The sequence below is a fragment of the Paenibacillus sp. cl123 genome, assembly GCF_900101595.1.
In the GTDB taxonomy this organism is placed as follows: domain Bacteria; phylum Bacillota; class Bacilli; order Paenibacillales; family NBRC-103111; genus Paenibacillus_G.
Genome location: NZ_FMYY01000029.1, coordinates 42,969 through 58,771, shown reverse-complemented (window position 1 = coordinate 58,771; position 15,803 = coordinate 42,969). Strand labels below are relative to the sequence as shown.

10 protein-coding genes and 3 pseudogenes are annotated in these 15,803 nt (G+C 54.0%); 9 read left to right on the top strand and 4 right to left on the bottom strand.

Annotation, left to right across the window (positions count from 1 at the left end):
* The 3 genes and pseudogenes from BLR08_RS27675 to BLR08_RS27665 all read left to right on the top strand — a co-directional run.
* Window positions 1–552: pseudogene (locus BLR08_RS27675) on the top strand (collagen-like protein); the annotation flags it as partial.
* A gap of 110 nt (window positions 553–662) precedes the next feature.
* Window positions 663–2,018 (top strand): RCC1 domain-containing protein, encoded by a 1,356-nt coding sequence (locus tag BLR08_RS27670; protein ID WP_072337553.1) that lies wholly within the window; start codon window positions 663–665, stop codon window positions 2,016–2,018.
* Between the two features lie 274 nt (window positions 2,019–2,292).
* Window positions 2,293–4,131, top strand: coding sequence for a glycosyltransferase family 2 protein (locus BLR08_RS27665; protein WP_083537520.1), 1,839 nt, complete (start codon window positions 2,293–2,295; stop codon window positions 4,129–4,131).
* A gap of 175 nt (window positions 4,132–4,306) precedes the next feature.
* On the opposite strand, the gene BLR08_RS27660 is transcribed toward BLR08_RS27665, so the two are convergent.
* Window positions 4,307–5,122, bottom strand: coding sequence for a glycosyltransferase (locus tag BLR08_RS27660; RefSeq protein ID WP_256257804.1), 816 nt, complete (start codon window positions 5,120–5,122; stop codon window positions 4,307–4,309).
* Window positions 5,123–5,305: 183 nt separating this feature from the next.
* Between BLR08_RS27660 and BLR08_RS27655 the strand changes: the two genes are divergently transcribed.
* Window positions 5,306–7,366, top strand: coding sequence for a methyltransferase domain-containing protein (locus BLR08_RS27655; RefSeq protein WP_072337562.1), 2,061 nt, complete (start codon window positions 5,306–5,308; stop codon window positions 7,364–7,366).
* Window positions 7,367–7,570: 204 nt separating this feature from the next.
* On the opposite strand, the gene BLR08_RS27650 is transcribed toward BLR08_RS27655, so the two are convergent.
* Both BLR08_RS27650 and BLR08_RS27645 read right to left on the bottom strand, forming a co-directional pair.
* Window positions 7,571–8,782 carry a response regulator gene (locus BLR08_RS27650; RefSeq protein ID WP_072337564.1) on the bottom strand — a complete coding sequence of 404 codons (1,212 nt, stop codon included), beginning with the start codon at window positions 8,780–8,782 and terminating at the stop codon, window positions 7,571–7,573.
* Entirely contained in the window at window positions 8,782–9,006 is a 225-nt protein-coding gene (locus BLR08_RS27645; protein ID WP_072337566.1) for a hypothetical protein, read from the bottom strand. The genes BLR08_RS27650 and BLR08_RS27645 overlap by 1 nt, the downstream gene beginning before the upstream one ends.
* Window positions 9,007–9,265: 259 nt before the next feature.
* On the opposite strand from BLR08_RS27645, the gene BLR08_RS27640 reads away from it, so the two are divergent.
* From BLR08_RS27640 to BLR08_RS27630, 3 genes and pseudogenes are all read left to right on the top strand, one after another.
* Complete coding sequence (locus BLR08_RS27640; RefSeq protein WP_072337568.1) at window positions 9,266–9,667, top strand: LytR/AlgR family response regulator transcription factor; 402 nt, start codon at window positions 9,266–9,268, stop codon at window positions 9,665–9,667.
* A 56-nt stretch (window positions 9,668–9,723) separates the two neighbouring features.
* Window positions 9,724–10,086: pseudogene (gene tnpA / locus BLR08_RS27635) on the top strand (IS200/IS605 family transposase).
* Window positions 10,087–10,090: 4 nt separating this feature from the next.
* Window positions 10,091–11,168: pseudogene (locus BLR08_RS27630) on the top strand (RNA-guided endonuclease InsQ/TnpB family protein).
* Window positions 11,169–11,437: 269 nt separating this feature from the next.
* On the opposite strand, the gene BLR08_RS27625 reads toward BLR08_RS27630, so the two are convergent.
* Complete coding sequence (locus BLR08_RS27625) at window positions 11,438–12,214, bottom strand: AraC family transcriptional regulator (RefSeq protein ID WP_072337570.1); 777 nt, start codon at window positions 12,212–12,214, stop codon at window positions 11,438–11,440.
* A 227-nt stretch (window positions 12,215–12,441) separates the two neighbouring features.
* Between BLR08_RS27625 and BLR08_RS27620 the strand changes: the two genes are divergently transcribed.
* Window positions 12,442–14,733 carry a hypothetical protein gene (locus tag BLR08_RS27620; RefSeq protein WP_072337571.1) on the top strand — a complete coding sequence of 764 codons (2,292 nt, stop codon included), beginning with the start codon at window positions 12,442–12,444 and terminating at the stop codon, window positions 14,731–14,733.
* Between the two features lie 154 nt (window positions 14,734–14,887).
* On the top strand, window positions 14,888–15,799 hold the full coding sequence (locus tag BLR08_RS27615) for a DUF6612 family protein (protein WP_072337573.1): 912 nt from the start codon (window positions 14,888–14,890) through the stop codon (window positions 15,797–15,799).
* The last annotated feature ends 4 nt before the right edge of the window (window positions 15,800–15,803 follow it).

The following is a 15,803-nucleotide window of genomic DNA, read 5'->3' as shown; positions in this document are numbered from 1 at the left end:
GGAGCGAACGGAATGACCGGCGCGACGGGAGCAACAGGAGCGAACGGAATGACCGGCGCGACTGGAGCAACAGGCATGACCGGTGTAACAGGAGCGAACGGGATGACCGGTGCCACAGGCGCAACTGGCACCTCCTTTACAGATCAATACGGTTATGCGGGGTTTAGCGGGAACGGTACCATGACTATAAATGCTGGGGGGACCGTTATCCCGCTTAACACAGAAAATCTTGTAAGTAATGGAGTTAGCTATAACAGCGGTACCAGCGCCTTTACCGTTTCGGAAGCAGGTTTCTATTTTGTACAGTATGATGTTAGTTTTAATGCGCTCAATAATGTTGGTTCCAGAATACTAATTAATAATATGGTACTTCCTAGAAGCGTTATCTCTGCCAACAAACCAATAGAGGATATCAGGTTGAACAATAGTTTTATTGTGCGTCTGGAAGAGGGAGACTCCCTTAAACTGGAGCTGTATGGCGGCTCTTCAAATAAAAATGTGATTTTTGTCAGCGATGATTCTGCATCTGTAACGATTATTCGTCTGAAATAGGCGAGCGATCCAAGCCTCTGCGTTTGGATCGACTCTGCAATCGACTGCGGGAGAGGGCTGTCGCGAGCGAGTCTCTTCCACAGTCTTCCAAGAAAGGGTGAGCTTGACCTGTGAAGAAAGTAAATCTGAATCGAAAAGCGGCACTGGCTATTGGAATGAGCGCGTTATTGGTCGCCTCCGCCGTCTCGGCACAGTCGGTCGAGGATTCAGCCGACCCCATACAGAGGCAGTCGGCCGTTACAGGGGAACAGGCTGTGCCGCGGACGGAAATTATGCCAAGCAGTGAAGGAGTCTCCGTTACAGAAGTTACCTACTCCGTATATGGAGTTCCTGCTGCACCCGTATTCCCCGCAGCTCCGCTGTCTCCGGCAGTGCCCAAGCAAGCTCTGACCGTAGCACCAACAGCAGCCCAGAAGTCGTTGCTGGCTGTTACCAACGGTAAAAATCACACGCTTGTTCTTGATGATGAAGGCCAATTGTGGATCTGGGAAGGAAAAACGGCAAACAAGGAGGAGACTGGCGCTTACAATCGAATGCTTCCGTTCCATTATCCCGGTCTGGAGCATGTGTCCGCCATCGCGGGAGGAGAATCGCATAACATGGCTTTGACCGATGACGGAACATTATGGGGATGGGGAAACAGCCAATTTGGCCAGGTAGGGAACGGTTCCTCTGAACAGGAGACGCCTGTTCCTGTGCTGAGCGGGGTAAAGGCGGTCGCCAGCGGCGCCATCCATACTGTTGCACTCAAAGAAGACGGCACGGTCTGGAGCTGGGGAGATAATACCTACGGGCAGCTAGGGATAGGGACAACGGAGCAGGCAGGGATGCCTGTACAGGTTCCAAGGCTGGCGGGCGTCCGTCAAGTTTTTGCGCAGGATTTCAGCAGCGCGGCTATTCTGGAGGATGGCTCGCTGTTTACTTGGGGGGCTAACAATGCAGGACAACTGGGCGAGGGCACAATGGCAGACCGGTCGACTCCGACCAATGTGCTTACCGCCGTATACAGCGCGGCTTTGGGATCGAACCATATGTTAGCTCTAATGAGCGATGGCACCGTCCAGGCTTGGGGAGATAACTCGTATGGGCAGCTAGGAGACGGAACGACGGCAGGCCGTCTACTCCCGGCTGCTGTGCCGGGTCTGAGCGGGATCAGCATGCTGGCAGCGGGGAACGGACAAAGTCTGGCACTCACAGTCGAAGGGGAAGTATGGAGCTGGGGCAATAATAACAAAGGCCAGCTTGGTTTGGGACAGGTGGGGGATCAGACAAGCCCTGCCCGTATTGAAGACTTGCAGGATATTCTGTATATCCAGGCGAATGCAAACAGCAGCGCGGCCATTCAAACAAACGGCCTGCTGTATAGATGGGGGGACCTGCCGACATCCCGCCCCGGTAAGCGAAAGTGGGAAGCAATAATGGAGCCAATGCCGCTGCAAACCTTCAGCGTCCGAACTGCAGATTAGGGGGACCGGCCGGTCAAACCGCTGTGATGGCTTCAACAGATTAGCGCAGGCGTCCGGATTGTGGTCCCTTCGCTTGTCTGTTGTTGCCGCCATTGCCTGATGACTAGTCGAGTACCGGTTGGGCGGAACAAATCGCAATAGGCTATTATTTATAGAAAAGAGACAGAGTATATTGTCGGCGGCACGTATGAGCTAAAGTTCGTTAGCGATCTCTATGGACACCAGCATTGCTGCCTTCCCCAACATCTAGTGCAAGAAAGGAAGAAATCGTACCATGAAGAAGATCAGCATCGTGATACTGGCCCAGCATGCGCATCTGGTCAAGCAATGTCTGGCAGCAATCATCAAGCATACACCGCATCCTTATGAGCTGATTGTTGTCAATGACGGAGAGCAATCCTCGATCACCGGGCTCCCCGAGCTGAAGAACGCTCCGAATTGCCGCGTCATCGGCCTTCCGGGGCTTTCCGGAGTAGCGGCGGGGTACAACCGGGGAGCCGCTGCCGCAGCAGGCGAACGGCTTGTGCTGATCCGCGATCATATGATCGTCTCGGCCCATTGGCTGGAGGCGTTAAGCGATTGTCTGGACGCTCATCCGGACGCAGGGCTTGTTGGTCCGGTGAGCAATGATGTCAGCGGCTGGCAACGATCAATGAAGCCGGCAGCGTATATGCAGACGGCAGACCGGCGGGCAAGATGGCAGCAGGCTGCAAACCGTCAGCCTTCGCTGGCAGTTACACGGCTGTTGAGTATTCTTCTAATGGTTGATAAAAATATTTTTCAGAAGCTGGGCGGCTTCGATGAGCGCTTCGGACTCGAAACGTTCGAGGATGACGACCTGTGCTACCGTGCGCTTAAGGCGGGGTATACTCTGCATGTAGCTCAGGACTGCTTCGCCAGCTACATGCAGCCGCCGTCGCTGTTTCCCACCGATCCGGATTGGCTTACGCGCCAGATGGAGCATAACCGCAGGCTGGCTGCCGAGAAATGGGGAGAGGATCTGACTGCCGCTCTTTATGCATGGAGGCGCAAGGTAACCGTCAGTCTTTGCATGATTGTGAAAAATGAAGAGGCGGTGCTCAGCCGCTGCCTCTCCAGCGTCCGTGATCTGGTGGATGAAATCATCATATTGGATACCGGGTCGACCGACCGCACTAAGGAAATAGCTCGGCAGTTCGGCGCTAAGGTATACGATTTCGTCTGGGTCAACGACTTTGCCAGGGCGCGAAACCGGGCGTTTGAGCTGGCTACACAGGAATATATCCTATGGCTTGATGCCGACGATATTTTGAAGTCCGACGATCGCCAGCGGTTCCGCGAGCTTACGCAGTCGCTGCCTTGGAATACGGATGCTGTCTCGATGCCGTACCATCTGGCTCATGACGCCCGAGGTAATGTTACGGTCAGCTTACGGAGGAACAGGCTGGTGCGCCGAAGCCGGGGGTTCAAGTGGATCGGAGTTGTTCACGAATATTTGGAGGTATTCGGGCAAATCGAGCACAGCGATGTGTGCGTGACGCATGACCGCCAGCATACGAACTCTTCGCGTAATCTTCACATCTACGAGCAGCGTCAGGCATCAGGAGAGACGTTTACGCCTCGGGACCTGTTTTATTTCTCCAACGAGCTGTTCGATCACGGGCAATGGAAACGGGCGGCAGCACATTATGAGAAGTTTCTGGAACTGGCGGAAGGCTGGGTGGAGGATAAAATAGCCGCTTGCGGGCGCGCCGCGGAGTGCTACAGCCATCTCAATGATATGCACAAAGCCAGGCAAAAGGCCTTGCAGTCGTTTTCATATGCGCTGCCGCGAGCAGAGAATTGCTGCCGGTTAGGCATGTTTTATCTGCAGGAGGGCAGCTATGTGGAAGCTGCGTGGTGGTACAAACTGGCGACGACGCTAGTCATGCCGGATACGCATGCGCCACTGCAGCACGCTTGCTGGACGTGGCTCCCTCATTTGCAGCTATGCGTCTGTTATGACCGGATGGGGCAGCATGCGCTCGCAAGCGAGCATAATGAACTAGCGGCTGCGTATATCCCGGATGACGAGCGTATCCTGGCCAACCGCGCTTATTTGAGCGCGAGACTTTCGGCGGGATCGCAGAGATAAGGAAGCATAGTCTGGAGCGCTAGGCGAGCCGCTTCTCTGCCGCCTCCTCGCCGGCAAAAACGCGGCAATGAATGGGCTTAAGTACGCCATCCGGCGGATTGGCGGCGCCTTAGGCAACAAGCCCGGTCGTGCAAGCGCACCGGGCTTATTCCAGCCATAAAGCAGCCGGCTGCCGCTATTCCACCCATTCGACCAAATGCGGATTAGGGTCAACGATGGATAAATACTGTTCCTTGGAGCCGTATTGCATCTTGGGGTCAAGAGCCAGATAACGCCTGAGCTTATCCAGCCTGTTCTGTTCGTCGATCCAGCCCATATGCTTAAGTCGGAGCGGAGATATGCTATTGGGCAGTTGGAAAATGTTATAAGGATATCTTCCGCAATGCTGGGGCGTTTCCTTCCACTCGTATGTAAAGTCTGGGGTATATTTCAATAGAAAAGGCCGGTAATAATTATGGGCCTGCCAGCAAGCATCGTCCCTGTAGGCCGTAGCCGTCCAGAAGTCGAAGAGCCTGAAGCTGTACAGGCTGAATTCCTGCTGCTCCAGCAGGCTGTCCACTTCACCGGCAAATCGGTCCTCGAACCATTCATCCGCATCCAGATTCAGAATCCAATCGGGCTTCACGCTCAAGGTTTCCTCCCATTGCTGCTGTCGCAGCATCACCTCATTGCTGAATTTGGAGACCTTGTTGCGAATAAGTCTGACAGGCAAGCCGTCGAGCAGCCGCAGACATTCGTCGGCCGTATCGTCCGTACTGCCGTCATCTATAATAACAGCGTCGTCAATATAGTCCCGGTGTTTGGCAAGCGCATGCTGCAAGTACCGGCCGCTTTCATTTTTTACGACCATGGACAAGGTCAGCCTTGCTTTTCGTTTAGTGCGGAGAAGAGGCGCTTCCGGTGGGGAAGGCGTCAGGACCGCAGGGGAGGTCGAGGAAGGGGCCGGCTTGGTTTGACGTCGTCCCAGTCTTTTCAGCCAAGTTTCGAGCATGAACATCTGTTCCTTTCGTGCTTATGCTTGTGAACATGCAGTAACGATCTCATCTTATCAACCGATTCTGGACAATTACTGGACATCGCGTATGTCCAGCGATTGTCCAGAGTCAGATGTTAGGCTTGTCAAGCAACGACTCCTTGGGCAAGGAGTCTTCATCCCGGCTAGGAGGCTACGTTCTTGTTTACACACCGCATATTGATCGCCAGTCCGATCCGTCAAACACCGTCCATACTTCGTGAATTCCTCGCTTCGCTCTCCGAGCTGGAGCATGGGAATATACAGGTCGATTATATCTTCTCCGACGATAACCTGGAGGATGAATCATCGGAGCTGCTTGCCCGGTTCGCGGAATCCCACGGCCGTGCAGTCATAGTGGATCGCCGAACCCGTCAGGAGGAGCAGAGCTATGATCGGGATGAGCGGACTCACTACTGGAAGGAAAGCCAGGTCTGGAAAGTAGCGGCACTTAAGGATGAACTGATCGGATATGCCAGAGAGGGGAAGTATGAGCATATATTCCTCATAGACTCAGACCTGGTGCTGCATCCGTCAACGCTCATGCGGCTTGTCGAGACAGATAAGGACATCGTCTCCTGCATTTATTGGACGCAGTGGGAGCCGGATACGATGGAGATGCCCCAGGTATGGCTCCAGGACGAATACACGCAGCACCGGCTGGAGCGGAAGGAAATCATCGAATCCGCTGAAAAACAGCGAAGAGTGAAGCAATTTTATGCTCAGCTTCGAATACCCGGTCTCTATGAAGTGGGAGGGCTGGGCGCCTGCACGCTTGTTAGCTCGCGCGCTTTAGAGGCAGGCGTCAGCTTCAAGGAGATCAAAAACGTTTCCTTCTGGGGGGAGGATCGTCACTTCTGCATCCGCGCGCAAGCGCTGGGCTTTGACCTGTATGTAGACACGGTATTTCCGGCTTACCATATATACCGCAGTGCCGATCTGGCCGGAGTCGAGGCATTTAAGTGGAGCTGCCGCGAGCTGCATGCTGACAGGAGGGCCCCGGTTGCCATGGACTCCATGGAGCCAAACCGGTGGTATGAGACTGCCGAAGCGATGTGGGCGTACGGCTACGAGGAGGCTGCTGCAGTCTATTATGTGCGATTTCTGGACTCTGCCGAAGGGACTTCCGCACAGCGTCTGAGAGCATGCGTGCAGGCTGCCGTCTGCTTCGAGCTCCTGAGCGACCCGGCGCGGGAGAAGGAGCTGCTGCATAATTACTTGAGCGAGTTTCCGCGACCCGAGCTGTTTTGCCGGCTGGGCTTTCTGTGCATGCAAAATGCTGAATGGGAGGAAGCGATCGTATGGTACAAGCTGGCGCTTAAAAGTCGTCCGGGCGCTGATATCGCGGAATCTCCCGAACCCGGCGCCTGGACCTGGCAGCCTCACCTGCAGCTGTGCGTATGCTACGATCAACTTGGGCAGTACAAGCTCGCCATGAAGCATAATGAGCTGGGTCTGGAGCTTGAGCCGGATCATCAGAGCTTCCTGATGAACCGTGATTATCTTCTGAGGCGGCTGGCCGAGACGAGCGAGTCGCAGGCAACCATCCTGCCCGCGGGGGAGATACCTGAGGAAGCTTATGTTTCGCGGTTTATTTCAGCCGGCGACGCCAAGGTCGGACACTTCGTATATGAGCTGCCGGAAGCGTGGTGGAGCCGCGGCTATGAATACGCTTGGGCGGCCCAGTTTGCAAGAGCTGAAGATGTGGTGCTGGATGCGGCTTCGGGGGTGTGCCACCCGCTGAAATTTTATTTGAACAAAGCCGCGAAGCAGACGTTCGCCTGCGATCTCGATCCCCGGATAACGTCTCGCGAGGCGATACTGGAGGACATAAGAGAGCATGCCGGCGAGCGGAGTCGCCGCGAATTCGACTCTTCGCTGCTGAACGGTCTTCATCTGAGCCGCGCCGATCTGACTCAATTGCCTTACAGCGATAAGCAGTTTGATAAAATCTTTTGCATCTCCGTGCTGGAGCATTTGGAGGATACGGTCCAGCTTCAAGCTTTGATCGAATTCGCGAGAGTTTTGAAGGACGAGGGATTGATCATACTGACTGTCGACTATCCGAACGTCCAGATTGAAAGATTCATGAAGCTTATGTATGTTACCCGCCTGAAGTTTCATGGAGGCTGGGACTTCAGTATTCCCCAAGATGCGGTAGCGAGCAGCCGGTGGGGAACGGAGCTGAAATGCATCCGGCTTTTGCTGAGCAAGGAAGCATAGAGGAATGGCGGAAGTGTAAGCGGCAGGGATAAATTGGACATGTCCGCAGCCGAGGCGGATGGACGAGAGTAGCGGCAGCCTCTCTACCCTAAAAGCCTCTCAGTCCGATTCAGGGCGAAGTGTGCCGAGAGGTTTTCTCAGCACAGAGAGTCGATTGGTCAGGACGGTAAGGGATGCGGGAATTTATGGACTATTTTCGCCCGCTTACAGCTGCTCGAGCATCTTCTCGTACAGTCTGCGTGTAGATTCTCGCGGAGCCAGCCCAAGCTCAGTGCGAAGCAGCTCCGTCAGCTTATTATATTGCTTGACCAGCGCCGTACGGTCCTTGCGCAGGAAGTGGATCTGAAGCTGCAGCTCATGGGAGTTTTCGTCCAGCGTCGATTTGCTCAGCGCCCGATTGATGGCTGAGGCGGCGGCGGTGTAATTTTCTCGTTCGATCCAATACGATGCGAGTCGTCTCGACATATCGGTGAAAAGTCCGCGGTAATATTCCCGGAAAGACTCGCTCCAGGCATAGTCGAGTCCTTCGAACAGATCCCCTTGATGGGAAGCCAAAAAACGTTCATGCTCCGCCGCGCTTCTATCATCTGTCAACGCTGCGGTTTTGGCCTGCTGCTCCAATAAGTCCAGATCGCAGACCACCGGCTGAAGGCTCAGCTTATAGCAGCTGTTGATAAAGGCAATATGCGCTTCGATGCCCGCATCCTTCAAGGTCCGCCGCACCTTATAGAGCGTGGTATGCAGATGAGAATGAGCCTGCTCTTCCGTCGAGTCGGGCCAAATCTTATCGATAATCTCCCACTTGGGGATGTTATGCCCTTTTTTGAGAAACAGATAAGCCATCAGCTCCTCCGTCTTGGAAGTCCGCCACTTAATAGGTTTGGCTGGAATCCCAGGGCTATACATCCTGAAGCCTCCCAGGCAGGAAATACGCGGGAGTGAGTCGGCATCCGCGTTCTCTGGAGCTGCCTCCCCGATGCTTGGATCAATAGACGCTGCGGTTAAGGACCGGCCTCTATTGTCTTCTTTGCTCTCAGGCTGCTTTGGAGAAGAGATGCCTTTTCGCTTGAGCAGGCGGTCGATAGTTTTCGAAAGCAGAGACGGATGAACGGGTTTTAAGATATAATCCAGGGCATTAAGTTGGAACGCTTCCAGCGCATGGTTTTGGTAGGCGGTTACGAAGATGATCTCCATCTCCTCATCCAGCTCCTTCAACTGCTCGGCCAGCGCCAATCCGTCCGTCCCCGGCATCTGAATGTCGACGAAGACGGCATCCGGCTTCAGATCGGCGGCAGCGGCCAATGCTTCATTGGGGTAGCTAAATGCTCCGACGACCCGAACTCTCTCGTCCTCCCCTAACAGAAGCTCCATCACATCCAGGGCAGGCTGCTCATCATCCACGATCAGAACTCTCATCACGTTGCCTCCTCCATGATAAATGGGAAATGCAAGGGAACAGAAGTTTCAGGACTACTCTTGAATCCAGTATCCAGTTCCGGGCCGTATAGATGTACAAGTGCGGTATCAAGCGAAAAGCTTTCTGCCAGCAAGGCAAATGTCATGTGCGTCTTCTCACCTTTCTGCAAATACAGCCGGGTCAGCTGTCTGATCAGAGGAGCATCTAAAGTATAGATAACCATTTATCGCCATCTCGCATCGGCTGCTTCTTGCAGACTGCGAATCGTCGGGAACGCCTGCAAATAGGCGGGGGGATATAACTCTCGTTTAACCGAAAAGTCTATGAGAAATACATTCATATTTTAGCAGAGTTCGACAAAACGAACAATTGACAACCTCTTCCCCGCGAGCCATCCTGCATCCCAATTTACGTCCAGAAATTGTCCAGACGGATCGGTTAGGCTAGAGTAGCCAGAGGATTGCGTGAATAGGAGGAACGGCATGCTGAGGGCGATTATAGTGGACCATGAACAGCCAGCCGGAGAATGGCTTAATCGTTTGCTTACAGAGAATGGCAGCATCCAGGTGGTGGGCTGCTTTACGAAAGCGCAGGAAGCGTTGGACAAGATGAGCCAGCTGAGGCCGGATGCGGCCTTTGTGGACATTCGTATGCCGCTTATGTCCGGGGTGGAGCTTATCCGGCGTATACGGGAACGTGATCCGGCAATCGAGATCATTTGCGTCAGCGGCTATGTGGAATATGCGCTCCGCGCCTTTGAACTGCAGGTGCTGGACTTTGTGGCCAAGCCGCCTACAGCGGAGCGGTTGCAGATTACGGTCAAAAGGCTGCTGAAGCATCATCGGAAGGAAAGAGGCGAACGAGAGATAGGACTGATGGACTAGAAAAAAGTGTTTATTATTTTCCTGATTACCACAAAAATTACAAAAAATGGATATAAATCCGAGATGAATCGTTTTTTGTGTTTTGTCCGAGACACAGGCGTAAAGTGCTAGTCAATCCGGTAGAGATTCAGTTCAAACAGCTTGCTCAGGAAATATTGCGCTGAAAACGATTGGGTACTTATCGCAATGGAAGTGATGCCGGACCATGTGCATATTTTTCTGAATGTCCTGCCAACTGATTCTCCCGCTGAAATCATGGCGAAATTGAAAGGAATAACTTCTCTCGTCTGCGTGAAACGTTCCAGCACCTGAAGCATCTGCCTTCTATTTGGACACGTTCCTACTTTGTCAGTACGGCAGGAATCGTTTCAAGCGAAACCATCAAAAGATATGTGGAAGAACAAAAGACGAGGGGGTGAAGACATGCAGACGGTCACTGTTCAACTCCGCATTTTTCCATCCCCATTCTTCTGTACAGGTGAATATGGGCATTGAATACATTCGAACGGTTAATCTTTTAATGGAGCAAGCCGAAGCATCTGGCACGTTTCCGAAGCTAACCTTAAAGACCATCGATGCGAATTTGTCCTCTGCCGTAAAGAATCAACTCATTCGAGATGCAAGAAGCATCTTCCAGAAGTCCAGGAAGAACAAGAAGCGTCCCATTCTAAAAAAGCGAGTGTACTACGTCAACAATCAGAACTATACGATTGGCGACGATAGCGTTTCTTTTCCTGCCTGCATAGATGGCAAAGTGCAACGTCTTGTTGTTCCTGCGTACATTGCCGAACGTGAGAGAAATAGGCTTGCTAACAGCAAGCAAGGACTTCTTCGAGTCGTTCAGAAGTCGAACAAGTGGTTCGTTCAGGTATCCGTTGAAAAACCGACCGGGCAAGCGGCAGGAACTGCAGAAATGGGTATTGATCTTGGCTTGAAAGTTCCCGCAGTTGTCGTGACATCAAACGGAAAGACGAAGTTCTTCGGCAATGGACGCAAAAATAAATTCATTCGCCGTAAGTACAATTCCAGACGGCGTAAACTTGGAAAACTAAAGAAGCTCTCTGCCATCCGAAAACAACGTGACAAGGAGAGCAGGTATATCAAAGACCAAAACCACAAAATCAGTCGCCAGATCGTTACTATGGCGCAGCGAGAGAACGTATCGGTCATAAAACTGGAAAAGCTCTCTGATATTCGCAAAACGACAAGAACAAGTCGTAAAAACGCCAAGAATCTGCATAGCTGGTCGTTCTATCAATTGCAACAGTTCATTGCATACAAATCGGCATTAGTTGGGATCAAAGTCATGGAAGTTAATCCAGCGTACACGTCACAAACATGCCCATCCTGCGGTGAGCGTAATCAGGCAAAAGATCGAATGTACCAGTGTTTTTGCGGATATGCAGCACATCGAGATCGTGTCGGTGCGATCAACATCATGCGTCAACCTGTGGCAGATGGCGTTCGCCCCAGGCTTTCTGGGAAAGCTGTGGGGGAATAGTCTGTCAGCCTGAATAGCTATATGCTTTGATTCAGGACGGCTATTGAACTAGCTCTTAACTTAGCAGCGGAAGCAGCGGAAACGGATGCGACCAGTAAACTAGCTAAGAATCCCACGCCTTCAGGCGTGTGGAGGTTCAATACCTACACATTGAATAAAAAATGTGACAAGTAACAAGCTCCGACGACAGTTGTTCAACATACTGAACAGCTGTCGTCTTTTCTATTTTCCCCGTTAATTCAAAAGTCCTGCGGGCAGCGGCGCTGCCATTAATCCCACCGCTGCCTGCGGTAAGCGGACAGCGTCGTGCCGGTCCACTTCTTGAAGATGCGGCTGAGGTAAGAGGCGTCGCAGTAGCCGAGCTGATCGGCTATTGCCTCTATCGTCGCATCGGTCGTCAGCAGTAGCTCCTCGGCCCGCGCGATTCGCGTCCGGTGCATGAATTCGATCGGAGCCATCCCGTAATGCTTCTTGAAGCTGGTAATGAGATGACTGGGATTGCGTCCGACCAGCTCGGCCAGTTCTTCAATGGATAGAGGCTCGCAATAATAGTCGAGAATATAGTCCTTCACCTGCCGGACAATCCGGGCCTGCTTGCCGGAGCGAGGATCGGCGGCCTGCTCCTGATGTAGCCTGACGGCAATCTCCAGCAGCAGCGCTTCGCATGAAGCGCGGTAGTAAGGGTCCTTGCGCGTCCACAGCTGATAGAGCTGCTGATAGGCCAGCCTCAGGTAGGATGCCAGAGGGGCGGAGCGGAACAGCACGGCGAGCTGCTTGAATGGAGGGAAATGCTCATCCATCGCGTCTCCGGTCCAGTGCACGGAATATTTCCTGTGTGCGGACGCTGACGGCTCAGCCGCCCGGGGAGCAGCGGCTCTCATATATAACACTTCGCCCGGTTTTGCCTCGTAACGAGCTCCGTCGATCCAGTATGCGCAAGAGCCTTGATCCATCAGCATCAGCAAGTGATAAGGCGTATGATAAACGGTCTTGTACCCTCCCCATTGCTCGGGGTATTCGAGTCGGATCACATTGCTTATAGGCATACGGCAGCATTCCCTTCCGCTTTCTGCAAGATTGAAGCCTCTCCAGTATAAACCGAAATATTATCCAAGTGAACAAAAGGATCATCCATAGGTTTCCTTGCCTCAAGCTGATACGATGAATAGCAAGATACCAATTATCATGCTACTTGGAAGTCCGGCGAACAAGAGGCCATAGGCCGCATCGTTCACCGGATTTCTGTAAAAAGGAAACCGGGAGGAATCTCATAATGGAAGATATCGCATCCGTTTACTTGAACCTGCTCCAGCGCTGGATGAGAAGCGCCCCTCGTTATATTCACAATTGTCAGGATCGGCCGGAGCTGGCTTGCTACGGCAGCGGGGAGAACGGCTGGGGCGTACAGACGAATCAGAAGGCATTGGCCGCTATAGCCGTACTGTCAGCCAATGCCGGCCTGAACCCGGCGGAGGCGGGAAGCTCGAGGGAGGAGTTAAAAAGTTTGGCCTTGCGGCTGCTGCGTTTCTCGCTGCAATCTCATCTCGAAGGGGACTATCATTGTACGGACGGAACGTCATGGGGGCATACCTGGATCAGCGCGCTGGGCATTGAGCGGATGATGCATGGGGTGGAGGCGCTTTGGCCCGGGCTCACCGAAGCTGACCGCTTGCTGCTTCGCCGGGTGCTGCTTTCGGAATGCGACTGGCTGCTGGAGCATTACGAGGTCGTGGCAGGCTTGTACAACCATGAGGGCCGCAACAAGCCGGAGAGCAATCTGTGGAACGGCGCGCTGCTGCACCGCACAGCGGATATGTACCCGGACAGCCCGCATGCCGCCTGCTACCGGGAGAAGGGAACGATTTTCCTGATGAATGCCGTATCCGTCCCGTCAGATGAATGGAATGAGACGGTGAAGGACGGGAGGAAGGTGGCGGACTGGTTTGTAGGCGCGAATTTTTTCGAGTCGTATGCCCTTCATCATCATGGATACCTGAACGTTGGATATATGGTCATTTGTTTGTCGAATATGGCGATGCTGCATTTCGCTTTCAAGCAGAGAGGCAGCAAACCGCCCGAGGCGCTGTACCACCGGATGCGCGGGCTGTGGGAGGTCGTTAAGCTGTGCACTTTTCCGGACGGAAGGCTGCTGCGGATCGGGGGTGATACCCGGGTGCGGTACACCTACTGTCAGGATTACGTCATCCCGGTGTGGCATATGGTGAAGGATGCGCTGAATGAGCCGGATTGCGATCGTTTCGAGGCAGGCTGGTTGGAGCAAATCCGGTTGGAAATGGACGCGAACGGCGACGATACTTTCCTGTCCGCCCGCTGCGGCCCGCTTGCCCAAAGCTCCCCGCTGTACTACACGCGTCTCGAGTCGGACCGCGCAGCGGCCCTGTCGATGGGCCTTGTCTGGAGGTCATGGATAGGGCGGGGCGAAGCTGCAGCGCAGCCCGAGGAGGACAAGAACGAGGACAAGGAAGAAGCTCGCGCATCCGTACCGGCTATCCGACAGGAGGAGGGCGGAGCCTGCTCCTGGCATGATGCCTATCATGGCGCTTATCTGCACAGGGATGCGAACCGGATCGCCTCCTGGGTGTGGGAGGCGGCAGAGAAGCCCCAGGGGCTGTGTATTCCGGCGCATGCCAGCGATATGGCGGAATGGCGCGAAAATTTGTCCGTCCGGCTGAGCGGACTTGGCCGGATCACCAGTCAGAGGCTGGAGCGGCATGACGGGGTCCGATTTCCAGGCGGCTTCCTCACCTGGGGGAGCTTGCTCGTCCATACGGAAGGTCTGCTGGCGGAAGGCCAGGCCGACTACGACGTTGCCCGAAGCCAACTGGTATGCGCGGCATTGCCGGACGGTAAGCATATGCTCGTGCTTCAATATGCGACGGCTCTTGAGCGCCGGACGTATATGCGCGAGGTCAAGGGTCTGCATTTGCTTATCCCCAACGACTTATTCAATGGAAGCAAACGGACATACGTCCACGGGAAGGGGGCGATTTCTGCTCAAGGCAGCCAAGGGGACGGAGATGCTTGGCGCACAGGTTCCCGTTGGCTGAATGCAGACGATCGGCTGGGGGTTATCGCCGTTTACGGGACCGATGAGCTGTCCGTTTACCGGCCTGTGAAGAGGCAGATCGGGCTCAAGGAGAAACCGAATAACATCGGCATGGAAGGAATGCTTTATGCGGATGAAATTTGCGGCCCTATCCGTCTGGGTTTGCAGGTGTTCGAGCCTCATCAGGTCATCGCGGATGCCGGTTATGTCTTGCAAGCGGGGGAGAGGAACGAGGGGACAGCCGCCTATGCAGGGTCGGAACAGCTGCTGACGGCTGACGCCGGATCTGACGGAACCTGTCGGTCAGTTCGCATACGCGGAGCGGACGGGGAGCTGTACGTGCTGGCGGCCAATTTCGGCGAGGTGGCGGCAGCCGTGCATTTCGAAGGAAGCGAGGGCCGTGAGCTGGCGAGCGGGGAGACGACCGCAAGCGGAGCAGACGGCCTCCTCAAGGCCGAGCTGCAGCCCGGGACGGCCCGACTTTGGCGGTTGCGGTAAGGCTTGCACGGCAGGGCTGGAGGAGCTAAATGACGCTTCCTTCGCCCTGTTGCTGCTTGCCGCGTTCATCCTGCAGCGATTCGAAATCCCGGAATGTGGTAATAGGGGGAGGTGGACGTACACTTAACGAGTCAGAATCAGGGAGGAATACGAATTGAAGAAATGGACAGTAGTTATGATGCTGGTTCCCGCCTTGGCAGCCTCGTTGACCGCTTGCGGCAGCAAGGCTTCGACCGATGACACGGCACCGGCTGCGAGCGGATCGACAAGCCCGGCTCAATCCACACCAGCTGCATCCACACCGGCGGCGCCAGCAGCACAGGGCGTGCCGACCGCAGAAGAGCTGATTCAGAAAACATCGGAAGCGAGCAAAAGTCTAAAGAGCTATTCGATGGACAGTCAGGTGGATCAGAAAATAACGATGACCCAGAATGAACAAAAGCAGGATCAGACGGTCAAGACGACGATGAAAACCGATATAATCAACGAGCCGCTCGCGATGGTTCAGGAGATAACCATGAATGTTTCGGGAATGGAGGGCCCGCAGCAGATCAAGCAATTTATCACCCAGGATGGCATCTATATGCAGACGCAGGGACAATGGATGAAAATGCCTCCCGAAATGAAGGAACAGCTGATGCAGGCCGTCCAGGCTCAATCCAATCCGCAGAAGCAGCTGGAGCAGTTCAGCTCTATCGTGAAGGATACGAAGGTGACGGAGGAAGGCGAGCATTATGTGCTGAGTGCGGCTGTTTCAGGTGACAGCGTGAAGGATCTGGTCAAGAGCATCGTAGCCGGACAAGGGACGGGGGGCGCGAACCCGCAGATTCAGGCTATGGTGGAGCAGATGAAGATTCAAAGCATGAATCTGCAGTACAAAGTGAAGAAGGACGGTTATTTACCCGTCAGCATGAATGTGGATATGCAGATGGATATGGAGCAGCAGGGTCAGAAGCTTTCGATGGATATGAAGATGGACAGCATGTTTTCCCGTTATAACGAAGTGAAGGAAATTAAAGTTCCGCAGGAGGCGCTGGACGCTCCATCGGCGGGCGGTGCCGGCTAAGCGG